We start from the raw sequence: 24647 nt of genomic DNA on the forward strand, positions 1-24647 counted from the left end.
GCTTAGGCTTAGCGCCTTTATTTTATCTAAGATTTAGCCACTGCTTACAGCAATATTTCTCATTTAAACCTTCTCCATCCAACAAGAGTAGCCTCCTCATTATGTTTAGTCTTAACTTTGATATCAGCGAATTCTTAACTCAATACTGGCAAAAAAAGCCCATCTTAATAAAGAATGCTTTTCCCAATTTTGAAGATCTTATTAGCGCAGATGAACTTGCCGGCCTTGCCTGTGAAGAGTCAGTGGCATCGCGAGTGGTAGTGACCAAGCCTAATGATTGGCAAATTATTGAAGGTCCGTTTAAAGACTATGAGCAATTTGGTGATGAAAACTGGCAATTACTGGTTCAAGCATTAAACCACTGGCATCCAGATTCAAGCGAATTTATTAATGCATTTCGCTTTATTCCTGACTGGCGCTTTGATGATTTGATGGTTTCTTTTGCCACGCCAGGTGGCGGCGTCGGTGCGCATATCGATAATTACGATGTATTTATTATTCAGGGCGAAGGTGAGCGCCACTGGACTGTGGGTGATAAAGGCCAATACGCCCCTAAAAATAACGATCCAACTACACCGCTAATTGAAAGCTTTGAGCCCATTATCGATGTGGTATTAGAAAAAGGCGATATGTTATATATCCCTCCAGGCTTCCCACATCAAGGTCAAACATTAACCTTAGCAATGAGCTACTCGATTGGCTTTCGCGCGCCAAGCCAGCAAGAACTGTTTAGCGAAATGGCTGATGCATTAATTGACGCCAATAGCGGATTAAAACGCTTCACCTCAAGCTATGAACCAAAGCTTGCTAGCCAAATAAGTAGCTCGCAGCAGAAAGATATGATGGCATTGATTACTGAGCTCGCTGCAAACCCTAATTGTTACCAAGCCATGCTAGGTAAAATGCTAAGCCAAAACCGTTTTGAGCTCGATATTTGCGAACCTGAAGAGGCTTATACCAGCGATGATATCAGTGACTATATTGAACAAGGCGCGCTGTTATACCGTATTGGCGGTTTAAAGTTACTTAAACTTGAAGATGATAGTGAGTCTCGAATCTTTGTTAATGGCGAAGCCTTTGGCTATAGCGACGCGATTGACGCAGATGTACAGCAACTATGCGAGCACTTCAGCTTTGATAATGAACAAGCTGCACACTTGATTCAAACAACAGCAACACAAAGCTTATTACTTGAATTGCTCAATCGCGGCTACTTCTATTTTGGCGAGTAATAGCTTTAACTTACTAATAATCGCGATCAAAAAAGGCATCTAGTGATGCCTTTTTAGTACAACAAATACTTGCCGGTGAAATGAACTTAAGCGCTAGGGCCCCAGATAGAATCATCGGCTTGCATCTTGTAAAGGCTTTCAGCGCGCGATACCAACAGCTGAGCAAACTTGGCTTGTGCCGGATCTTTGGTTAAGCCAGAGCGCTGAATGTTTTCAGCTTTCATCTGCCACATCATTGAAAAATGACGTAATGCGTCACGGGCTGTTTCAGCGACACTCACTTCAACATAATCAGACGGTAAGTCACCCGACATCACCCAGTAAGTCTTTTTAGTTGGCTTTTTAGAATCGATTTTCCATATAGCAACATAAGGGGCTAAAAAGCGGCTTTCGTCTGGATGAACCTTACTCGGCATAACACCTTTTTCAGCCAAAAACTTATTTGCCTTTTGAAACTGAACTCTGGTCCACTCTTGGATCTGCTGCTCTTGATCTACTACTTCTTCAGCCATCTAACACTTCCTTTCTTATTGTTATCTTTGTTTCTGCCTTTTCGAAAATATAAAAAAACTTTCACACTTCTGAGCTTTAAATTAAGCAACAACTTTACGTTAACGTAAAGTGGAAAGCAAAATTGCCAGAAAGATCACAAATATTCCGAATCTTTACTTTATTGAGAGTATCCCTAAATGCTATCGTTCTGCAATAAATATAACAAGTAGACTACTCTGTAATCCTACAGCGGCGGTCATTCGATGCTCAAAGCGGAGATCAACAAGTGGCAATTTTCAATCACATCTCTTTCGACGACCATGAACAGGTCGTTTTTTGTCATGATAAAGAAAGCGGCTTAAAGGCCATCATTGCAATCCACAACACTAACCTTGGACCTGCTGTTGGTGGTTGTAGAATGTGGAACTACGAGTCAGACGATGAAGCTGTCACTGACGTTCTGCGTTTATCACGTGGCATGACTTATAAGAATGCGATGGCTGGTTTAGCAATGGGGGGCGGTAAGTCTGTCATTATTGCCGATCCAAAAGTACAAGACCGTGAAGCGTTATTTAGAGCTTTTGGTCGCTGTATTGATACCTTAGGCGGTAAATACTACTCAGCAGAAGATGTTGGCGTTTCAACTTCGGATATCATGATTGCCCACCAAGAAACCCCTTATATGGCTGGTCTTGAAGGCAAAAGTGGCGATCCATCTCCATTTACTGCGCTAGGTACATACTTAGGCATTAAAGCCGCGGTAAAGCATCAACGCGGCATTGATAGCTTGAAGGGACTTAAGATTTCAGTGCAAGGCGTTGGTCATGTCGGTTATTACCTATGCCGTCACCTGCATGCAGAAGGCGCAGAGCTAATTGTTACTGATATCCATCAAGCCTCTTTAGACAAAGTTGCCACTGAGTTTGGTGCAACTGTTGTTGCTCCACAGGATATCTACCATCAAGATGTAGATGTTTACGCACCGTGCGCTTTAGGTGCAACCATCAACGACATCACGATTCCAATGATTAAGGCGACAATTGTTGCTGGTTGTGCCAACAATCAGTTAGCTGAAGTACGCCATGGCGAAATGCTAAAAGATTTAGGTATTTTGTACGCTCCAGACTATGTCATTAATGCAGGCGGGATCATCAACGTATCTTTTGAAAAAGATTATGATGCATCTGCTGCCACAGCGAAAGTTGAAGAGATTTATAACACGTTGCTCACCGTTTTCTCTCATGCAGATGAGCAAAACCGTACCACAGGTGATGTTGCAGATGAGATGGCACGAGCCATTATTGACGCCGCAAAATAAACCAGCTGTATTCATGAGATACCCAGCCTTAGCGCTGGGTATTTTTTTGCCTATTTACTGGAAGATAGAGTAATTATCAGCATTTTTTAAACGCTGGCTTTCATCACCTGCCGTTGTTAAGACTGGCAAACTGTCACATCCTCTGCTTGAATTAATAGCTATCAATTAAAAAGGTAGGATTAAATGGCGATATTTAAGTATGCACTTAATCAAGACTATATTGAGCTACAAGCCAGTAACTGGTGCGGTTTAGAGCAGATGTTTATTAACGGTAAACGGGTTTCTAGAAAGCTCAATTTCGGTCGGCAAAGTGAACACTCTCTAACACTAAACGATGGCAAAGCGGCCAAGCTACAACTTTTACTCGATCCTATAACAGAGCAACTTACTTGTAAGATCTACAAGCAAAACAACTTAATTGCGAGTCTCAAGCAAGGAAAAAAAGAGTTATATCGTAGCCGCCAATTAACCCAGCAAGGCATTTTAGCGATTGGCCTATTTATCGTTTTTTTACTGACTTTTAGTTAGTTCAAGCCTATTTCAGGACCAGTCACAATCAAAACAACTTTCAAAAACAATTTACTCACACAGGGCTATGCTGGAAGTCGTTATACAAATTAACTGTGTGTTTTGGTAATTACCGCTATCGGCAGTAACCGTAGTCACTGCAAGTTTTTGTTCATTCACGCTATTGTCTAATAACTTTGTGGTTAAAATCGTGCCATCACGAGCAAAACTCACCGCACCGACAAAATCTCCAACATTCAAATCTCGGTATAACTTCACGGTTATGCTACCGATTGAACGAGGCTCCAGCCGTCCCTCTTCTATAATTAAACTGCTGCCGTTGCCTAAGGTGACAGTTTGTAAATAACCTGCGTTATGACTCGGTTTTTGCGTGCTGTCTGTAACCCTGGATACAGAGCCATTGGCCCTATCATCAACATTTTTTTCTTTACCTTGATGCAGGTTTATCGAGCATCCTGCGATAAAGAACGCGACACAAACAACCATTAATCTATGCATACTATTTCTCTAAGTTAATAAGCTTAAACTCATAAACCTAAAAATTTATAGGCCTAAGTGAATAGCCAAGATTCAAGAGCGACCAGTACCTGTCTCACAGGCGAATTTGTAAGCTAAGTCTATAGACAATCTAGGCAGTAAAATTTAGTAGCGGTTAATCTTATTTAGTAAGGCTAAAAACAGCTCACGCTCTTCTTCAGCAAGATGATTTAAGAAAGTCTCATTCACTCTCTCAGCTTCTCGAACGAGATCTTGCTCTAGCGCCTTACCATTATCAGTGAGATAAATTTGAAACGCGCGGCGATTTTCCGCGTCTTGATGGCGGGTAATTAACCCTTGTGATTGCAGTTGATCTAGCAGGCGAGTCATGGTGTAGTTTGCAACTGCGCAGCGCTTAGAGAGAGCGGTTTGAGTCACGCCCTCCTCTTGCCAAAGTGAAAATAGCACTGGCCAAAGTTTAATATCTAACTGGTATCGTTTAAGACGCTGATCTAACTCATTTTGTAGATCAACATTCAAGTGAGAAACCAAGTCACCTAGACTCTCAAATCGATTCAATTAGCACCTCCAGTTCGCTTTATAAGCTGCTTTTAATCTTACCACTTACACAAAAAGAAACTAGCCTAGATGAACAATTATCACTCAAAATGATTTAAACAACATATAAATCATTGCGTTAAATAAGAACAATTTACCTTGATGTTGCAAATGACCTTAAATGATAAATTCTTCAATAAATCGATAGAAACAGGCGCGGTTTAACCTTGCCTCTACACCTTTACCTAACAGCAATGTTATCGAATCATCAGTCACAACAAATTGTGCTAATGACGCCACTTTATGCTCGGTGTTAATACTTGATTTAACCCTAAAGCTGCCATCAGCTTGCTTATCATAATCAACCAGAATAAGCGCTTGAGAAGCAACGCAGACTTTGAGTTTTTCAACCGGAGTTATCAAAAAGTACTCCCGTTCAATGCGATGCAAAATACTCGCGAACAGCTTACAAAACTTAATTGGCAACTTACCACCTTGATAAAACCACTCTCCGCAATCAGTGATGACAAAGATTGGTTTTTCGCTGCATAGTGATGCCCCTGACGTTAATGACGACATCGCTTCAGCAACTTGCTTGTTATCAAAATTCCGCTGTGACATAAGGCTTCTCATTTCCCTGCTTAACGAATAATACCAATCAGTATAAACATTTAGTCGCTCAGCGAGAGTTTAGCGGTTTTGAGGCAAGGCAACGAACGAAGGGCATAGTTATTCTACGTTCAAGTTCGTTAACACAGCATCAGAATCGCTAAAACTCGCCAGTCTGGAACGTTTTTGGCTGCCTACTTCTGCGTTGAATAGATTTATAAGGGAATAACCATTATTACAGCTATTCGTCTTGAATTAGTTTGCCAAAAATCGTTCAGAGCTGATCAAATTCTTATACTGATTGGTATAACAGCTTTACATGAACCTGTATTGCGAAAAGCAAAAAACTAGCCCAAAGCTAGTTCTTTGTATTTATACTTAAAATTCAATTTAAGCCATTTTGACAGTCTATTAGTTCGCAGCCTTTATAAACATTAGCCTAAACTCAATTAATAAACAGTAAACTAAATTAACGTTAATAATGCCTCTAGCGGATGTTTTGGTTTAAAACCGCTAAAACGCTTAACTTGACTTCGGCATGAATAACCAGAGATCAGCACTTGCGATTGTGGCAGCTTGGATAAAGTCTGTTCCCACGACATGCTATAGAGTGTTTTAGAGCGCTCAAGATTCTCCGCTTCATGACCATAAGTACCCGCCATACCACAACAGCCTAAATTAACCGTATTAAGCTTAGCGCCAAAGTGCGCAAAGATGCCTTGCCATTCATTGGCGGTATTAGGCTTAGCGGTTGATTCTGTGCAGTGGCTAAACCAGGTAAACTCTGACTCAGCAGCCTCACGCTTGGGTTGATTTACAACTACTTCTAACAACCACTCATTTGCCAGCTGCACATGGAAGTTGCCACGAGCACCACCTAATACCTCGGCATATTCATCACGGTAACAAAGCACTAATGCTGGGTCGATTCCGACCATCGGCATATTAAGCTTAGCCACCTGATTGAGAAAATCAGCTGTTGACTTAGCGGTTCGAGCAAACTTGTCGAGGAAACCTTTAATATGAATAGGTTTTCCATTTGGTTTAAATGGCAATAAAACAGGTTTAAGACCTAACTTTTCAATAAGTTGGATAAAGTGATAAACCGTTCCTGCCTCATAAAAACTATTGAAAGGATCTTGTACCACCAGCACATATTGGCTACGTTCGCTTTCAGGGATTTGTTGTAGCGCCGCTAGGTCATAACCACGGCTAGGATGCCCTTCTAAGCGTTGCTTTAACGTTGGTACAGATAACGCCGGTGCGTCAACATACCCTAACGACTTTTTAATTACCCATTTACTTAGACTATTTTGCGATACCGCATTCACCAGTCTCGGTGCACTCGCCATTAACGGCAATGAATCTTCGATACCTGCCACTAAATAGTCTTTTGCTGGACGTAAATAACGCTGGTAGTAAATATCAAAAAACTGCGCTCTAAATTTTGGCACATCCACTTTTACCGGGCACTGACTTGAGCACGCTTTACAGGCTAAACACCCCTTTAAAGACTCCATCACCTCATGGGAGTAATCGTATTCTTTATCTATTTTTAAGCTGTTCTGTGCACGCTGCAGCCAACCTAGTGGTTTGCTACGGCTAAGCTCATTAACATCAATCCCTTCAGCTTCGAGTAAACGCAGCCATTCTCGCATTAAACCCGCGCGACCCTTTGGCGATTGTACTCTGTCGCCAGTGACTTTAAATGAAGGACACATAGGTGAGTAAGCGCTGTAATTAAAGCACAAACCGTTACCATTGCAATTCATCACATCAGGAAACGCTTCACGGACCTTAATTGGGATCTGTCTGTCAAAAGCGCCACGCTTTACACTATCGACGTTATATAGCATTGGACCGCTATTTTTTGGCGCGACAAGTTTACCTGGATTGAGCTTATTTCTAGGGTCAAATAAGCCCTTAACCTCTTCCAGTAATCCATACAAATGCTCGCCAAATACCGCGGGGCCATATTCACCGCGTACGCCTTTACCGTGCTCGCCCCACATCAAGCCGCCATATTTAAGCGTTAGATCAGCGACTTGGTCTGAAATGGTTTTCAGTAGCCTTTCATCTTGCTCATCACACATATCCAGTGCAGGGCGAACATGCAGCACCCCGGCATCAACATGACCAAACATGCCATATTGTAATTGGTGGCTATCAAGCAGCGCTCTGAACTCTAAAATAAAATCAGCTAACTTTTCAGGTGGTACCGCCGTATCTTCAGCAAAAGCTATCGGTTTACGAGTGCCTTTTGCTGCGCCTAATAAGCCCACCGCCTTTTTACGCATAGCATAAATAGTGTTAATACTGGCTTTATCGGAAGTGACTTGATAACCAAGCAGTCCGGCTTCACTTTGACTGATTTGCGCAGTTAACATGGCTTCAAGATTAGCGACTCGCGCCTCTACATCCGCTTGCTCACCAGCAAACTCAACCATATTAAGGCCATCTATTTCTTTACCTGGCACATCTTTAATCAGTGACGACACTGAATGCCAAATAATGTCTTGTTTAGCAAGGTTAAGGACTTTTGAGTCTACAGTTTCAACCACTGTCGCGTTTGCTTCTACTAAAGTCGGAGCATGACGCAGCGCTGATTCAAACGAGTCGTACTTGATATTAACCATCATGCGACAAGTCGGCAGTGGCGTAATATTCAATTTAGCTTCGGTAATTACCGCTAATGTACCTTCAGAGCCTGCAATGATGCGTGATAAGTCAAAATGCTCTAGCTTGTCATCCCAGACATTTTTCAAATCATAGCCAGTTAAAAAGCGATTTAACTTAGGAAAACGTTGCTCAATTTGGTCACGATTGCCCTTACACATATCAGCAATAGTAGAGATAAGCTTCTGAGCCAATACATTATCGGTAATGGTATCGATATTGGCTAACTGTTCACGACTCACGGGACGAGTTGCAAGCTCAGAGCCATCAAATAAAATACTGGTTAAGCCCAGCACGTGATCAGAGGTTTTACCATAAACCAATGACCCCGCACCGGATGCGTCTGTGTTAATCATTCCACCTAAAGTGGCACGATTGGATGTTGATAAGTCCGGACTGAAAAAGAAACCATGTGGTCTAAGCGCATCATTGAGCGCATCTTTAACCACTCCCGCTTGTACTTTTACCCAACCTTCAGTGGCGTTAACTTCAAGCACTTGATTCATGTAACGCGACATGTCGATGATGATACCGTGGGTCAATGACTGACCATTGGTACCTGTACCGCCACCACGGGCACTAAATACCACTTCATCAAACTCAGTTGTTGCCGCAAGGATTAACGCAGCTTGCACATCACGTTGGCTTTTAGGATATATCACTGCTTGGGGCAAAAATTGATACACCGAGTTATCGGTCGCTTGGGCTAAACGCGCACTGTAACGGGTGTCGATATCCCCCGAAAATGCACTTTCTTCTAACGCAGATAAAAAAGAAAGGTAAATTGGTTCAAGCGTTTGTTGATGCGATAACTTGGGTAACATAGGGACTTCTATCAATTATTATTCTTTAGGTATGCCAGCATTATAAACAAAAAAAAGCCGCTAAATAGCGGCTTTTTTAATGTTTTTAACGAAATGTTAAATCGCGCAGAAGAAACACCCCATTTTAACGCTTAACGAATGCTGTTAGGCGTGTGCTTCAGCTAGGTATAACCAAGTGTCGATAACGGTATCTGGGTTAAGCGATACGGTATCAATGCCTTGCTCTACTAACCATGCAGCAAAGTCAGGGTGGTCCGATGGGCCTTGACCACAAATCCCCACATAAGCACCTTTTGCTTTCGCTGCTTTAATTGCAAGAGACAATAGCGCTTTAACCGCTTCATTGCGCTCATCGAATAGATGACTAATGATGCCTGAATCTCGGTCAAGACCAAGAGTCAACTGGGTTAAGTCATTAGAACCGATAGAGAAACCATCGAAATATTCTAGGAACTGCTCTGCAAGTAAAGCGTTTGAAGGTAACTCACACATCATGATAACGCGTAGACCATCTTTACCGCGTTCTAAACCTTGCTCTTTTAGTAGCTCAATCACTTGCGCCGCTTCATCAAGGGTACGTACGAATGGGATCATGATTTCAACGTTCTTCAGACCCATATCATTACGAACTCGCTTAATCGCTTCACACTCTAATGCAAAACAATCGCGGAATGATTCAGATATATAACGACTTGCCCCGCGGAAGCCCAACATTGGGTTTTCTTCTTCAGGCTCGTAACGGTCACCACCAACCAAGTTAGCATATTCGTTTGACTTAAAGTCAGACATACGCACAATCACTTTTTTCGGATGGAAAGCAGAGCCAATTGTTGCGATACCTTCAACAAGACGTGCCACGTAGTATTCTACTGGTGACTCGTAACCCGCGATCATCTCGTGGATCTCTTGTTGTAGTTCAGCAGTTTGGTCATTGAACTCAAGCAATGCTTTAGGGTGAATACCAATCATGCGGTTAATGATGAACTCAAGACGCGCAAGACCCACACCTTCGTTAGGAAGACGAGCAAAGTCAAATGCTCTATCTGGGTTACCCACGTTCATAGTGATCTTCATTGGCAGTTCAGGCATCGCGTCAACACGTGATGAAATCACTTCGAAGTCTTGTAAGCCGCTGTAGATAAAGCCTGTATCCCCTTCAGCACAAGAAACAGTAATTTCTTGACCGCTTTGGATACGCTCAGTCACGTCACCACAACCAACAACTGCAGGAACACCTAGTTCACGTGCGATAATCGCAGCGTGACAAGTACGGCCACCACGGTTAGTCACAATCGCGCTTGCACGCTTCATGATTGGTTCCCAATCTGGGTCAGTCATGTCTGTAACTAATACGTCACCTGGTTGGATTTGATCCATGTCTTCGATTGACTTAAGCACTTTAGCAACGCCTTTACCAATCTTGTGACCAATTGCGCGACCTTCACAAACAACATCACCTTGCGTTTTAAGGTGGTAACGCTCAATAAGCTGCACATCTTCACGAGAACGAACAGTTTCAGGACGAGCCTGTACGATATACAACTTACCGTCGTTACCGTCTTTAGCCCATTCGATGTCCATTGGACGACCGTAATGCTTCTCGATAGTCATAGCTTGCTTAGCAAGTTCTTGTACTTCAGCATCGTTGATAGAGAATTCGCGGCGCTTATCTGCTGCAACGTCTTCAATCTTAACTTGCTTACCATGTGACTCATCATCTGAGTACACCATTTGGATAAGCTTGCTACCGATGTTGCGGCGTACAACCGCTTTATGGCCTGCAACCAAACTTGGTTTGTGCACATAAAATTCGTCAGGGTTAACCGCACCTTGAACAACCATTTCGCCTAGGCCGAATGAAGAAGTAATAAATACTACATCATTGTTACCCGACTCAGTGTCCATAGTGAACATTACACCAGAGGCTGCTGTATCTGAACGCACCATGCGTTGAATACCCGCAGATAATGCTACGCCTTTATGGTCATAACCTTGGTGAACACGGTATGAAATTGCGCGGTCGTTGAACAAAGAAGCAAATACATGCTTAGTCGCTTCAAGAACGGCTTCATAACCCTTAACGTTTAGGAATGTTTCTTGTTGACCAGCAAATGATGCATCAGGCATGTCTTCTGCTGTTGCTGAAGAGCGTACCGCAAATGATGCGTCAGTTGTTTCAGAACTTAGCTTTTCGTATGACTCACGAACAGCTTGTTCAAATTCTGGGTGGAAAGGAGTGTCAATAACCCACTGTCTAATCTGTGCACCGGCTGTAGCGAGTGCGTTCACATCATCTACATCTAGCGTTTCTAGAATTTCGTATATCTTCTGGTTTAGTCCACTTTGTTCAAGAAATTCATTGAACGCAAAAGATGTTGTCGCAAATCCACCAGGCACTTGAACACCTGCGTTTGATAGGTTGCTAATCATCTCACCAAGAGAAGCGTTCTTACCGCCTACCTTGTTAACATCGCCCATGCCTAATTCTTGATACCAGAGTACGTATTGCTGCACAGTTTTTATCTCCGCAAGTATATTTTTAGTGTGGCTCTTCACACGAGAGCAAGGGCATCTTACACTCCATGACAACAAGCGTAAATGTATAATTTTATTTGTAATTTTATTACTACAAGAGGTCAAAATGTTACGTAAAGTATTCTATATCTCAGATGGCACAGCGATAACAGCTGAGGTATTCGGACATGCAGTGTTATCACAGTTTCCACTTGAATTTGATGCACTTACAATTCCATTTGTGGAAACTGAAGCAAAAGCAGAAGCTGTTAAGGCCCAAATAAATGATTGTTTTATTACAACAGGCGAAAGGCCTCTTGTTTTTCATTCCATCGTAAAACCTGAGATACGAGATATCATTTATAGCAGTGAAGGCTTAGATTACGACTTTTTGAATACATTTGTGGCGCCTTTAGAGAAACAACTAGGTATTGCTGCTGCTCCAGCACTGCATCGCACCCATGGCAAAGCAAATGATGGTTATGAAGCACGTATAGATGCAATTAACTATGCTATGGAAAACGATGACGGCCAAACCATGAAGCATATGGATAAAGCTGACCTTATTTTATTGGGCGTATCTCGCTGCGGTAAAACGCCATCGAGTCTCTACCTTTCTATGCAATTTGGTATAAAGGCCGCGAACTATCCATTTACAGAAGATGATATGGATAACTTAAAGCTACCTGAAGCCCTTAAAAGAAACAAAAGCAAACTATTTGGTCTCACCATTGATCCAGAAAGATTGCATGAAATTCGTCAAAGCCGTATGTCAGACAGCCGTTACTCATCCTTGCGTCAATGTCGATTAGAAGTCAAAGAAGTTGAGATGATGTATAAACGGGAACGTATCCCATACGTCAACACAACTAATCACTCTGTTGAAGAAATAGCCACCAAGATCATTGAGGCTACCGGATTAAAACGTCACATGTTCTGAATCTAAAGTGAATTTTTAACTCTGAAATTAAAGGCTTTTTAACCTAAAAGCCTTTAATTTATATCAAATAAATATCGATATCGCGCAAATTAGCCCCATTTTTACGACAATTGCCACTGTGCATAGGCAAACTATTAGTTATAATCCGAGTAATTAAGGCGAAAGCCATACGAACGCTCGGTATTGTTAATGACCATTAAAACAGACGAACTCCGCACCTCCCTTTTATGTAAGGTAATTTCACCTGCGCAACTCGCTGCAGAATATCCTTTAACGCAAGACGCAGCTGACTACTTAGTCCAGCAACGCCGTGAAGTCGAAGCCATTATTAACGGTGACGACCAACGCCTATTAGTGATTATTGGCCCTTGCTCTATTCATGACACTGAAGCAGCTCTTGATTACGCTAAGCGTTTAGCAGAACTACACCAGCAATATAAAGATGATTTATGCATCTTAATGCGCGTCTATTTTGAAAAGCCTCGTACCACGGTCGGCTGGAAAGGACTGATTTCCGATCCTGATTTAGACGGCAGCTTTAGTCCTAATAAGGGACTTCGTAAAGCACGTCATCTATTACAGCAAATCACCGAACTAAAGCTGCCGATTGCCACTGAGTTTTTAGATATGGTGAACGGACAGTATATTGCCGACTTAATCACTTGGGGTGCAATCGGTGCCCGCACGACTGAAAGTCAAATTCACCGTGAAATGGCATCAGCACTTTCATGCCCTGTCGGCTTTAAAAATGGCACTAATGGCAGTATTGATATTGCAGTTGATGCTGTACGTGCAGCACAAGCACCACATATTTTCTACTCGCCAGATAAAGATGGTGCGATGGCAGTCTACCGAACACATGGTAACCCATTCGGTCACATTATTTTACGTGGCGGTAAAGAGCCAAACTACCACGCAGAAGATATTGCGGCAGCAGCGGCACAACTTGACAGTGTTGGGGTCACTCAGCGCATGGTCGTTGACTTTAGTCATGGTAATAGCCGCAAGCAGCATAAAGAGCAGTTAAGCGTAGCTGAATCTATCATGCAGCAGATGGCACAAGGTTCTACTGCAATTGCAGGCATTATGGCAGAAAGCTTTATTGAAGAAGGCAATCAAAAGGTTGTCCCTGGCGAAGCACTTGTTTACGGTAAGAGTATTACCGATGCCTGTATCCACTGGGAAGACTCTGTGGTATTGCTAAAAGATCTTGCCAAGGCATCGCGCGCGCGCATGGATTTACTAAAACAAAAGTAAGGCTAATGCTGTAGCAAATTAAAGACGCACCGACTTAACGAGCTGGTGCGTTTTTTTATGCCTATAACCTGATTTTATAAACCTATAGGTCCTAACAATCATTAGCGCCTATGTCAGTTTCCCCTGCGCCGGTCCCATTGCGTAAATATCTACGTTTTAGACTAAACTAAAGAAAGTGACTTCTAACTACCACCAGAGTGTAAATCGCTATTAACAACCTCCATACGTGTATAAAGCCTACAACCTGTTATAAAATTACATAAACGGCTATAATCTCGCCTCTTTAAAAGCATAACCATAGGTTGCCGTATGCCACTCACTGAAACTTCTCAACAATTTCCTGACGATGTCGCCCTTAGAATTGAACAATCTGAAGCTCGGGTAATTAAAGCAGTATTCCCGTCTATTACTAACCACCACAATACTCTTTTTGGTGGTGAGGCATTAGCATGGATGGATGAGACGGCTTTCATTGCTGCAACCCGTTTTTGCCGTAAAACCTTAGTCACAGTGAGCTCAGATAGAATAGACTTTAATAAGCCTATCCCTGCTGGCACATTAGCGGAAATCATTGCCAGAGTGATCCACGTAGGTAATACCTCAATTAAAGTTGAAGTGAATATTTTTGTAGAAGATATGTATCAGGACCTAAGGGAACATGCCATTCGCGGTGTTTTCACTTTCGTTGCTGTAGATGAACAAAGAAAACCAACCACAGTTTGGCCTCCACACGGCTTAATCTAAGTGTTTAAACTTTAGATGTAAGCACATCTAATAATCATCCCGCAAAAATACATAATAAAGGAGGGCTAGCCCCTCTTTTAAGCGGGGCACTCACCTTAAAAATTGAAAAATCAATTACAATCAATGCTATCGACTAAAGTCTAACTTCTGCAATTATTTTAACAAATAATAACTTTTCCAGCTGAAAGCCATAGAATCAGTTGTCATTTATCTGTTACATTGAACTATCTTCACGTGCAACCAAAACTACCCTATAAAGCCATGAAGCCTGAAAACTTAAATATAATTATTGCAGACGACCATCCGTTATTTCGGAACGCACTTAGACAAGCACTCTCGTCTGAGTTTACCAATACTCAATGGTTTGAAGCAGATAGCGCTGACGCGCTACAAGCCCTAATTGAAAATAAAAACATTGAATATGATGCGGTGTTATTAGATTTACAAATGCCAGGATCTCATGGTTATTCGACCTTGATCCACTTGCGTACCCATTTTCAAGAGTTACCCGTGGTGGTTATTTCCGCCCATGAAGACAGTCTCACCATCAGTCGAGCGATTCATTATGGTAGCTCGGGTTTTATCCCTAAGTCCTCTTCAATGGAGACTTTAGCTGAAGCATTAGAAGCAGTATTAATGGGTGATGTTTGGCTGCCGGAAGGCGTTGAATTGCAAGAAATCCATGAAGACGAAACTAATCAGATGGCGAGCAAACTGGCGGATCTCACTCCACAACAATACAAAGTGCTACAGATGTTTGCAGAAGGGTTACTCAATAAACAGATTGCTTACGATCTCGGCGTATCAGAAGCCACGATTAAAGCCCATGCAACAGCGATATTCAGAAAGCTTGGCGTTAGAAACCGTACTCAAGCAGTTATAGCGCTGCAACAGTTGGAAATGGATAAAGTGGATATTTAACCATACGACCAAACTGAATCTATAAGCCGCAGTTAGCACTAGCCTGCGGCTTTTTTGTTTCAAGTGATTTCAATTTACCTTTTGACAGGCATCCCCCCAAAGCATCAACAACAGCACAAAGCTCAAAATAGCTGTAACTTTAACCTTAAAGGCCCTGCTGGCTATGATCTATTTACTCCATTCTAAGCAATAACTTGTCGAGATAAATTTCAGCGACTATCTTCAATAGTAGGTTTGATAACCCAGCCAATTGTAATTGTCTAATGCAGCACCACATAGCTCCTCGTGGATAAGATAAGCAAAACTGATTATTTACTAGCAAGGAAAGTGACATGAAAAAACTCGGTTTACTGATGATTATTTTAACCCTTAGCGCCTGTGCTTCTTCTCCTGCCACTTGGAAAGGAATGTCAGAGCGCGACATTGCGGAATGGAAAGAGATTGGCTTTAACGCAGAGCAAGCACAAGCTTGGAATGGTGCAGGTTTTGATGCAAAGCAATCAAGTGCTTGGACAAAAGCAGGATTCGATTTAGATAATGCGCAGAGCTGGAAAAACCAATCCTTTAACCCCGAGGAAGCTAAAGCTTGGAAAACTGGCGGCTTCGATGTAGAAACCGCTTTAGAGTCAAGAGACAAAGGGTTAACGCCTGTCAAAGTAGAGTAGCTTATATTTAAAAAGCTTCTAAACTAGGTCTCTTAAAGTAAAAAAGGTACGTATATTATACCAATCAGTACAAGAATTTGATCTACTCAGAGCGTTTTTGACAAACTAATTCAAGGCGAATAATTGAAAGAATGGTCGCTCCCTTTTGAAGTTATTCAACGCAGAAGTAGGCAGCCAAAAACGCTCCAGAAAGGCGAGTTTTAGCGGATTTGATGCTGTGTTAACGAGCTTGAACGTAGAATAACTATGCTCTTCATTCGTTGCCTTGCCTCAAAGCCGCTAAATTCTCGCTGAGCGACCAAATGTTTATACTGATTGGTATTACGTACCTTTTTGCTTGTATTCTTTAAGCTAACCCTTTTTCACAAGGCTTGAAATTAATGCCCTTAGCGCCGCAGGCTTAACCATTTTTGCCATATAATGGTATCCCCTAGTTTGCATTTCATCGATAAGATCTTTGCGGGTATTAGCTGTAATTAAGATACCCGGCAAGTGCTCACCATATAAATTCCTTATACCATCCATTGCATCAACACCATTTTGTCCATCATCGAGATGATAATCAGCAAGCACTATGTCGGGGGCCACACCTTTTAATCCTAACTTAATCCGCGCATCAGCAAGATCTTTTGCACAAACCACTTCACATTGCCAGCGACTTAGCAGACTTTCTAAGCCGGCTAAAATAGCTTCCTCATTATCAATACAAAGTACTTTCACACCTGCTAATGGTTGCAGTAATGATGGTGCTTTCTTGACTTTAGGCGTACTGACTTTAACTCCAATAGGAACCCTAATAGAGAACACGGAGCCTTTACCCAGTTCAGAAGTCACAGTAATTTCATGTGAGAGCACTCGACTAATACGATCAGCAATTGCCAAGCCTAGTCCTAATCCACTAACACTCTTACTTTCTGGATTATCCAAACGCTTAAACTCTTTAAAAATTTCTGAAGTTTCACTTTCATCAATACCACAACCAGTATCTATCACTTGAATTTCAAGTTCAGCGCCTCTGCGCCGACATCCCAGCAGCACTCGATTACCTTTAGCGTAACGGTAAGCATTTGTTAGAAAGTTTTGTAGCACGCGACGTAACAAACTGGGATCAGAGTTAATAGTGGCAGAACTTGAAATACAGCTAAATTTGATAGAGCAGTCTTTAGACATCGCATCAAACTCAACGGCAAGACCATCAATTAAATCTGAAATAGAAAAGTCTCGACGGTTTACATCAACCATACCGGAATCAAGCTTTGAAATATCAAGCAAGTCCGTTAACAGCTCACCGGCAATTTTGAGTGAACTATTCACATGATTAAGCGTGGTTTTACCCTCTTGATCGAGATTTGGATATTGCGACAATGACGCTGTAAATAGTCTCGCGGCATTGAGAGGCTGCATAAGATCATGCCCGACAGCGGCTAAAAAACGGCTTTTAGAAGCATTTGCCATCTCTTCTTGGGCCTTCGCTTCTAATAGCTGGCTGTTAAGCAAAGATAACTCATAAGTCCGCTCTTGTACTCTTGCCTCCAGCGTTTCATTAGCTTCTTGCAGCGCTTTGGCTTGCAAACGGTACTGGGTAATATCCGTGAAGGTCATAACAAAACCACCGTCGGGCATTGGGTTACCCTGAATTTTGATCACCTTGCCGTCGCGGCGCTGCCGTTCTGACACATGGGGCGTGCCGTTGCGCATATGCTGCACGCGCTTCTCAACTTGAGAATCTATTTCACCTTCGCCGCAATAACCGCGCTCAGCATTAAAACGCACAACATCACTAATCGGCATCCCTGCTTGTAAGAAGTTTTCCGGATAATCATACAGCTCGGCATATTTATAGTTCCAAGCGACTAAATTAAGATCTTTATCCACCACACTCATACCTTCGTATGCATGCTCAATCGCGCCGCGCAACATATCTTGGCTTAGAATAATTTTTGATGATGCTTCATCAACCAAACTAAACACTTCATCTAGCGCTAAGTCTCGCCCTTGAAGAACTGAGTCCAATACTAATGATGCACTCGATGCGCCTAATACGCCGGCAAGCATGTGCTCGGTATGAGCGATAAGCTCCGGTGGCGCAGCTTTATGCCAACTATCACTTTTAACGGCATCTTCAGAAAAGGCAGAGAAACTTTCATAAGCCCGGGTGGGACTCACAAAGCGACTTGCTAAGATTAATAAGTCTTGCTGAGAAACTGGCGCTGTCTTGCGATTGGTATCTTTTTTTAACGCGCCAGGGGTAACAAAAGCGCTGGCCTGCATTCTTTCTACAACACCCGCTCTAAACCATACTGAGCCCAACATATAGCAAGCACAGTTTGCCAATAGCGCTATAAGAATATCGCGTACATTGGGGGTGATAGAATCGAGTAAAGCAAACTCTGCTGTAACAATCGAAGGAGAGCTGACTGCGCCTTGCAGCAAAATATAACACCAACTACCAAAGCCAACCCCAAGCCCTAAAAATACGCCACTGCGGTTACCATGTTTCCAATACATACCGCCAATTAATGCAGGGGCTAATTGGGCAAATGCACCAAACGATAGCATGCCTAAAGAGGATAACGAGTCATTGTCCATAAACGACAAATAACTAAAGTAGCCTAGGCCTAAAATGAGCATAATTGCCAATCGACGCGCATTAAGTAATAACTGCGAAAATTGACTAAAATTACGCGCTTTAATTTGCCCTGTTCGCAGCATTAACGGCACTAACCACTCATTGCTAACCATTACGCTAATCGTCACCACCGCAACAATAACCATCCCCGTAGCTGCTGATAACGTACCTAGCAGGGCAACAACCGCAAGCCAAGTTTGGTCTAGTGCCAAAGGCAGGTTGATCACATAAGTGTCTGCCGCAACGGCATCACCAAGTAGCAGCTTTCCTGCCAGTGCTAGCGGCGCGACAAACAATCCAAATAACAACAAATACAAAGGGAATAACCAGCGGGCTTTTAAGATGGTTTTTTCATTTTCACATTCCACCATCATCACGTGAAACTGCCTTGGCATACATAAAAATGCTGCCATGCCTACCAACAGCTCCGGCATTAAAGATTCAAGACGTAGGTTTGGATTATTAATTAACTCACGTTCTGACGCTTGCTGCCAAATGTCGCCAAAGCCATCAAATACGCCAAAGCTTATAACTATACCCACTAATAAAAAGGCGCCTAGCTTAACTAATGACTCGAAAGCAATCGCGAGCATCATCCCTGGGTTGTGCTCGGTCGCATCCAACTTCCGCGTGCCAAATAATATTGCAAACACGGCTAGTATGGCGGTAATGATGAGTGAGACTTTTGCGCCATCAAATAAAGCGCCGTCCGGTTGAAATAAATTAAGACTAAACACCATCGCTTTTAACTGCAAAGCGATGTAAGGCATGATCCCGAAGAGAGCGATTAAGGTAACGATTGCTGCAAGTAATTGCGATTTACCATAGCGAGCGGCAATAAAATCTGCCACAGAGGTGATATTTTGTGCTTTGGAAACAATGACCATTTTGCGTAATAGGCCAAAGCCAAAAGCAAATATCACTATCGGACCAATAAAAATAGGTAAAAAGGACCAAAGATCTTGTGCTGACTGACCAACGGTACCGAGAAAACTCCATGATGAACAATATACAGCCAAACTCAAACCGTAGATCCAAGTCTGCATGCGTTTAGTTATGCCGCTAAACCAACGCTCAGCGCCCCAGGCTATAAGGAATAAGAGCAATACATAAACGATGGCTATGGTGCCAACCAAAACAGTTAAATTCATAGGGTTCTCTTTTTTTTAAACTATTTTGCGGTAAAAATGTAATGAAATCCAGCCGAATTGAAATTACAACCAACTAAAAAATAAGGAAAATATATTACTAGACCAAGGTCTAATAGAGAAAGTCCCCTATCCCAATTCATACTCAGCTTACGCATTATTAGATAAGGGAAGCCCAATGAGCATGCAGTCTCTCTACAAAGTTCCAAGTGAAATCGCAGAAAACGCACTTGTAAACGACGAACAATATAAAAAAATGTATCAGGAGTCGATTGTCAATCCTGAAGGTTTCTGGAGAGAACACGGTAACCGTATCGACTGGATAAAGCCTTTTACTAAGGTAAAGAAAACATCTTTCGATGACCACAATCTATTTATTAAGTGGTTTTACGACGGCACGCTCAATGCCTCCGCTAACTGTTTAGACAGACACCTAGAAAACAATGCCGACAAACTGGCAATTATCTGGGAAGGCGATGACGCTAAAGATCAACGCACATTGACCTACGGTCAACTTCATACTGAAGTGTGTAAATTTGCTAACGCACTGCGTAGTCAAGGTGTACGCCGTGGTGAGGTCGTCACCATCTACATGCCTATGGTGCCTGAAGCAGCCATCGCCATGCTAGCTTGTGCTCGCATCGGTGCCATACATTCCGTGGTATTTGGTGGCTTTTCGCCAGATTCAATTGCATCACGTGTTATCGACGGAAACTCAAAAGTCGTTATTACTGCTGATGAAGGCGTGCGTGGTGGCCGCATCATTCCGCTTAAAGCAAATATCGATGAAGCGCTTTCTCATCCAGATGTGACTTGTATTGAAAAAGTCATTGTAATGAAGCGCACTGGTGGCGATATTAATTGGGTTGAGGGTCGTGATATTTGGTGGGAATCACTAATGGAAACCGCCTCTGAGCACTGCATTGCTGAAGAGATGGGCGCAGAAGATCCATTATTCTTACTCTATACATCTGGCTCAACAGGTAACCCTAAAGGTGTGTTACATACCACAGGTGGTTATATGGTTTATGCCGCCATGACTCACGAGTATGTATTTGACTACAAAGAAAATGAAGTTTACTGGTGCACCGCTGATGTAGGTTGGATTACTGGCCACTCTTATATGGTGTACGGGCCGCTAGCTAATGGCGCAACAGTGCTTATCCATGAAGGTGTGCCAAATTACCCGAGCCCTGCGCGTTTAGGTGAAATGATTGATCGCCATAACGTCAATATTCTGTATACAGCTCCAACACTTATCCGCGCCCTAATGGCTGAAGGTAAAGAGCAATTTGACGGCTTTGATGGTAGTTCACTGCGTATTATGGGATCAGTGGGTGAACCGATTAACCCTGAGGCATGGCGCTGGTATAACGATGTAATTGGTCATGAAAAGTGCCCTATTGTTGATACTTGGTGGCAAACTGAAACTGGCGGTATTTTGATTAGTCCGCTTCCGGGTGCGACAGATACCAAGCCAGGTTCGGCGACTCGCCCATTCTTTGGTGTTCAACCGGCTCTAGTTGATAATATGGGTAACATCGTTGAAGGCGCTAATGAAGGTAACTTGGTGATCTTAGATTCTTGGCCAGGACAGATGCGCACTGTATTTGGTGACCACGATAGATTTGTACTCACCTACTTTAAAACCTTTAGAGGTATGTACTTCACCGGTGACGGTGCTAAACGAGATGAGGACGGCTATTACTGGATCACTGGACGTGTTGATGACGTGATTAACGTATCGGGTCACCGTCTAGGTACAGCTGAAGTCGAAAGTGCTCTAGTTGCTCATGAGCAAGTTGCAGAAGCTGCAGTTGTTGGCTATCCACATGACATTAAAGGTCAAGGGATCTACGCCTACGTCACATTGACTAAAGGGACTGTTGAGACGGAAGAACTCCGTCAAGAGCTTCGTCAATGGGTAAGAAAAGAGATTGGCGCACTTGCGACTCCAGATCTGATCCAATGGGCTGGCGGTTTACCTAAGACACGTTCTGGTAAAATTATGCGCCGCTTCCTACGCAAAATTGCTGCTAACGAAGTAACAAATTTAGGTGACTCTTCAACACTGGCAGATCCTGCAGTTATTGATACCTTGATTGAAAGCCGTCTCAATCGTAGCGAGTAAGTGATTACCAGATAGACAAAGTTTGACCTCCTAGCCCCTCTCTGAGGGGCTTTTTTTATGCCACTAACTCTTTCAATTTTTATCCGCTAAAGATTAATGAATATTTCGCTTATCTCGTTCCAATAAATATGGGATCATTTCATTTATAGAATTGATTTATGTTAGGTTTGCTTGCCGTGCAACTGAGAGACTACCAACAACAATCGGTTGACGCCGCCGTTAGCCATTTCAAAGCAAGTACTGACTCTGCTGTGCTGGTATTGCCAACCGGAGCAGGTAAAAGCATTGTTATTGCTGAACTTGCCCGTATAGCCAAAGGCCGTGTTTTAGTGCTGACCCATGTGAAAGAGTTGGTCGCACAAAATGCGGAAAAAGTTGGCCTACTGACCGAAAAAGCCCAAATATACTCGGCGGGACTCAATCAAAAATCGACAGATGGGAAAACCGTTGTTGCCAGTATTCAATCTGCAGTCAAACAACCTCAACAATTCGACGAGCCCTATAGTCTGGTGATCATTGATGAATGCCACCGTGTAAGCCCAGACAAAGATAGCCAATACCAACAATTACTGAGTCATTTACGATCTAAAAACGGCAACATAAGGCTACTTGGTCTAACTGCAACTCCGTATCGACTCGACTTAGGCTGGATCTATCACCATCATTACCACGGAAAAATAGGCAATACTGAAAAGCCCGTGTTTGAAAAATGCATATTTGAACTACCGATGCGTCCGCTGATTAAACAAGGATTTTTGAGCCAGCCGAAGATGTTTGATGGTTTGAGTGCACAATATGATTTTAGTGAACTAACCGCCTCACCTACGGGGGAATACAATGAAAAAGAGGTTAACTCCATTCTTAATCATTGCGGCCGAGCAACTACTGCAATAGTTAAACAGCTCATCGCCTTTGGCGAGCACCGCCAAGGAATCATTATTTTTGCAGCAACGGTTAAACACGCTGAAGAAATTGTCACAAAGCTTGCTGGCGAACAAGTAGCGCTAATCACAGCTAAGACATCACGTGAAGACCGAGATAGTCTTATTGATGCTTTTAAAGCCAAAAAAATTAAATTCTTAGTCAATGTAGCGGTGCTCACCACTGGCTTCGATGCGCCTCACGTTGATCTTATCGCTATACTTCGTCCAACCGCCTCTGTCAGCCTTTTTCAGCAAATGGTTGGTCGTGGATTAAGAATTGATAAAAACAAGGCTGAATGCCTTGTGATTGATTATGCGGCTAATGGTTATGATCTTTTTTATCCGGAAGTTGGCCAACCAAAACCCAATAGCAAATGTAAGCCAGTACAAGTGCACTGCCCCGTGTGTGATTTTGCCAATATTTTTTGGGGGCTCACCGATAATGATGGCGATATCATTGAACATTTTGGGCGTCGCTGCCAAGCATTGATTGAAAAAGATGGCAGTAAGCAACAGTGTGACTTTCGCTTTCGTTCTAAAGCTTGTCCTAACTGCGGTGAAGAAAATGATATTGCAGCTAAAGTCTGTCAGCACTGTCAAGCAATCTTAGTTGACCCCGATAAGCGCCTTAAAGAAGTATTACAACAAAAGCATCATCATCTTTTTAAATGCCAAAGTATGTTACTTGAGCCAGAAGCCGAGCGTTTGGTTGTGCGCTATATCGATATCGAAGGCAACGATTTTTGTCGATACTTTAAAATGCAAACCCCAGCACAAATTCGCGCTGTATTTGCGTTGTTTATTTTCCCGCATAGTCGTACTCCGGGGATTAAACACAAAAAGTATAAAACCCCACAACAACTTGCAGATGATCATGCCCTATTTAGAAAACCCGATTTGATTCTGCTAAAAAATGGCAAAAAAGGCTGGGAGTTAATGGAAACGATTTTTGATTACAAGGGCCGTTATCAAACAGAAAAGTCACACTTTGAGTAAAAATCAATAATACGATTGAAATGACTTCTAATATCGATTAGAACTATTGCAATGGCTATGTTATAAAGTGCTCAAGCTAAAATTGAGGAAGCTATTATGTTTGTTGTAATTTTCGGTCGACCAGGTTGCCCATATTGTGTACGCGCGGTTCAAGTTGCAGAGCAACTAACTGAAAAACGTGATGATTTCAAATTCAAGTACGTAGACATTCACGCTGAAGGGATCAGCAAAGCTGACTTAGAAAAAACAGTTGGCAAACCAGTTGAAACCGTTCCACAGATCTTTGTAGATAAAGACCATGTCGGTGGTTGCACAGAGTTTGAACAATATGTACGTGACAATAATTTAATGCCTGCGGCATAAAAAAACGTTGTTAATAAAAAGGAGGCTTAAGCCTCCTTTTTTTAGTCAATCTGTATACCAGATGAACAAGTTATTTCATTCAACCTAAAGTACATACTTCATTGAGAAGATCACACGATTGAGTTCACCATCTACACCGTTTTCTTTGGTGTTTTTAGCGTACATATATTCAATACCAACTGTTAACGGCTTTACAGGTGAATAAAGCAGGTTGATATTGCCTGAGTATGAGTCTTTATTGACGTTATTACCGCTTAAATCAACATTATTATCGGCTTTAAAGCCTGCACCAGTAATACTACTGCGCCATTTATCATTCCACCAATGACGGTAAGAAATATAGCCACCATAAGAACCGATGGTTTCAATATCTCCATTGCCATTGAGCACACCGGCATTAGCATAGTTTAGCGCCATGTAGCGGCCTAAACCTTCACCATAGGTCGCAGACATTTTAATATCATCTTGCCCAACAGGAATAACCCCAGTAAAGCTCACACCATAACCAAATTCAGAGGCATCGATAGGGTTTGCGCTGTCCTTGTCCATTTCAATATTTAACTGCCTTGCAATACTGTAGTGGTCAAGTAAAACTGGACACGGACTTGTACGTATTCCAAAATCTTCGTTCAGATTCATTTGGGGTCAAGCCGCCATTATAACTATGGGGCCTTATCTCACTGTAATATCCGACTACATAAT

At 42.5% G+C, this 24647-nt stretch carries 18 protein-coding genes and 1 pseudogene; 11 read left to right on the forward strand and 8 right to left on the reverse strand.

The genetic code is table 11. The annotated features are described in order from the left end of the window. Window positions 1-101 precede the first annotated feature (101 nt). Complete coding sequence (locus L2748_RS13810) at window positions 102-1232, forward strand: ribosomal protein uL16 3-hydroxylase (protein ID WP_220780212.1); 1131 nt, start codon at window positions 102-104, stop codon at window positions 1230-1232. Between the two features lie 86 nt (window positions 1233-1318). On the opposite strand, the gene L2748_RS13815 is transcribed toward L2748_RS13810, so the two are convergent. Then, on the reverse strand, window positions 1319-1744 hold the full coding sequence (locus tag L2748_RS13815; RefSeq protein WP_220780213.1) for a DUF4826 family protein: 426 nt from the start codon (window positions 1742-1744) through the stop codon (window positions 1319-1321). A 266-nt stretch (window positions 1745-2010) separates the two neighbouring features. Between L2748_RS13815 and L2748_RS13820 the strand changes: the two genes are divergently transcribed. Next, window positions 2011-3042, forward strand: coding sequence for a Glu/Leu/Phe/Val dehydrogenase dimerization domain-containing protein (locus L2748_RS13820; protein WP_220780214.1), 1032 nt, complete (start codon window positions 2011-2013; stop codon window positions 3040-3042). Window positions 3043-3225: 183 nt separating this feature from the next. Beyond that, window positions 3226-3570 (forward strand): hypothetical protein, encoded by a 345-nt coding sequence (locus L2748_RS13825; RefSeq protein WP_220780215.1) that lies wholly within the window; start codon window positions 3226-3228, stop codon window positions 3568-3570. 51 nt (window positions 3571-3621) lie between these two features. Here the strand turns inward: L2748_RS13825 and L2748_RS13830 are convergent, their stop codons facing one another. The 5 genes from L2748_RS13830 to ppsA all read right to left on the reverse strand — a co-directional run bounded on the left by L2748_RS13830 (window position 3622) and on the right by ppsA (window position 11228). Beyond that, window positions 3622-4068 carry a PliI family lysozyme inhibitor of I-type lysozyme gene (locus L2748_RS13830; protein WP_220780216.1) on the reverse strand — a complete coding sequence of 149 codons (447 nt, stop codon included), beginning with the start codon at window positions 4066-4068 and terminating at the stop codon, window positions 3622-3624. A 144-nt stretch (window positions 4069-4212) separates the two neighbouring features. Then, window positions 4213-4626 (reverse strand): MarR family winged helix-turn-helix transcriptional regulator, encoded by a 414-nt coding sequence (locus L2748_RS13835; protein ID WP_220780217.1) that lies wholly within the window; start codon window positions 4624-4626, stop codon window positions 4213-4215. A 156-nt stretch (window positions 4627-4782) separates the two neighbouring features. Then, entirely contained in the window at window positions 4783-5226 is a 444-nt protein-coding gene (locus tag L2748_RS13840; protein ID WP_220780218.1) for a DUF1285 domain-containing protein, read from the reverse strand. 452 nt (window positions 5227-5678) lie between these two features. Continuing rightward, on the reverse strand, window positions 5679-8714 hold the full coding sequence (ydiJ, locus tag L2748_RS13845) for a D-2-hydroxyglutarate dehydrogenase YdiJ (RefSeq protein ID WP_220780219.1): 3036 nt from the start codon (window positions 8712-8714) through the stop codon (window positions 5679-5681). Between the two features lie 144 nt (window positions 8715-8858). Further along, complete coding sequence (ppsA, locus tag L2748_RS13850) at window positions 8859-11228, reverse strand: phosphoenolpyruvate synthase (RefSeq protein WP_220780220.1); 2370 nt, start codon at window positions 11226-11228, stop codon at window positions 8859-8861. Window positions 11229-11355: 127 nt separating this feature from the next. Between ppsA and ppsR the strand changes: the two genes are divergently transcribed. From ppsR to L2748_RS13875, 5 genes are all read left to right on the forward strand, one after another. Further along, window positions 11356-12168: a posphoenolpyruvate synthetase regulatory kinase/phosphorylase PpsR gene (gene ppsR, locus L2748_RS13855; RefSeq protein ID WP_220780221.1), complete on the forward strand. Its 813-nt coding sequence runs from the start codon at window positions 11356-11358 to the stop codon at window positions 12166-12168. Window positions 12169-12357: 189 nt separating this feature from the next. Continuing rightward, window positions 12358-13425, forward strand: a complete 1068-nt coding sequence (locus L2748_RS13860; RefSeq protein ID WP_220780222.1) for a 3-deoxy-7-phosphoheptulonate synthase — start codon at window positions 12358-12360, stop codon at window positions 13423-13425. 309 nt (window positions 13426-13734) lie between these two features. Beyond that, window positions 13735-14169 carry an acyl-CoA thioesterase gene (locus L2748_RS13865; RefSeq protein WP_220780223.1) on the forward strand — a complete coding sequence of 145 codons (435 nt, stop codon included), beginning with the start codon at window positions 13735-13737 and terminating at the stop codon, window positions 14167-14169. A gap of 261 nt (window positions 14170-14430) precedes the next feature. After that, window positions 14431-15090, forward strand: a complete 660-nt coding sequence (locus L2748_RS13870; RefSeq protein WP_220780228.1) for a response regulator transcription factor — start codon at window positions 14431-14433, stop codon at window positions 15088-15090. Window positions 15091-15422: 332 nt separating this feature from the next. After that, window positions 15423-15755, forward strand: a complete 333-nt coding sequence (locus L2748_RS13875; protein ID WP_220780224.1) for a hypothetical protein — start codon at window positions 15423-15425, stop codon at window positions 15753-15755. 351 nt (window positions 15756-16106) lie between these two features. Here L2748_RS13875 and L2748_RS13880 read toward each other — a convergent pair whose 3' ends face one another. Then, entirely contained in the window at window positions 16107-19535 is a 3429-nt protein-coding gene (locus L2748_RS13880; RefSeq protein ID WP_220780225.1) for a hybrid sensor histidine kinase/response regulator, read from the reverse strand. A gap of 175 nt (window positions 19536-19710) precedes the next feature. Here L2748_RS13880 and acs point away from each other — a divergent pair, with 175 nt between their 5' ends. The 3 genes from acs (at window position 19711) to L2748_RS13895 (ending at window position 23945) form a co-directional block, all read left to right on the forward strand. After that, the gene (gene acs, locus L2748_RS13885; protein ID WP_220780226.1) at window positions 19711-21663 is read left to right on the forward strand and encodes an acetate--CoA ligase; all 1953 of its coding nucleotides are present in this window, start codon (window positions 19711-19713) and stop codon (window positions 21661-21663) included. Window positions 21664-21821: 158 nt separating this feature from the next. Continuing rightward, window positions 21822-23582 carry a DNA repair helicase RadD gene (gene radD, locus L2748_RS13890; RefSeq protein WP_246616107.1) on the forward strand — a complete coding sequence of 587 codons (1761 nt, stop codon included), beginning with the start codon at window positions 21822-21824 and terminating at the stop codon, window positions 23580-23582. A 96-nt stretch (window positions 23583-23678) separates the two neighbouring features. Then, complete coding sequence (locus L2748_RS13895) at window positions 23679-23945, forward strand: GrxA family glutaredoxin (protein ID WP_220780227.1); 267 nt, start codon at window positions 23679-23681, stop codon at window positions 23943-23945. A gap of 84 nt (window positions 23946-24029) precedes the next feature. Here the strand turns inward: L2748_RS13895 and L2748_RS13900 are convergent. After that, window positions 24030-24518, reverse strand: a pseudogene (locus tag L2748_RS13900) (DcaP family trimeric outer membrane transporter); the annotation flags it as partial. Between the last annotated feature and the right edge of the window lie 129 nt (window positions 24519-24647).

Source organism: Shewanella sairae, assembly GCF_023283535.1.
Taxonomy (GTDB): Bacteria; Pseudomonadota; Gammaproteobacteria; order Enterobacterales; family Shewanellaceae; genus Shewanella; species Shewanella sairae.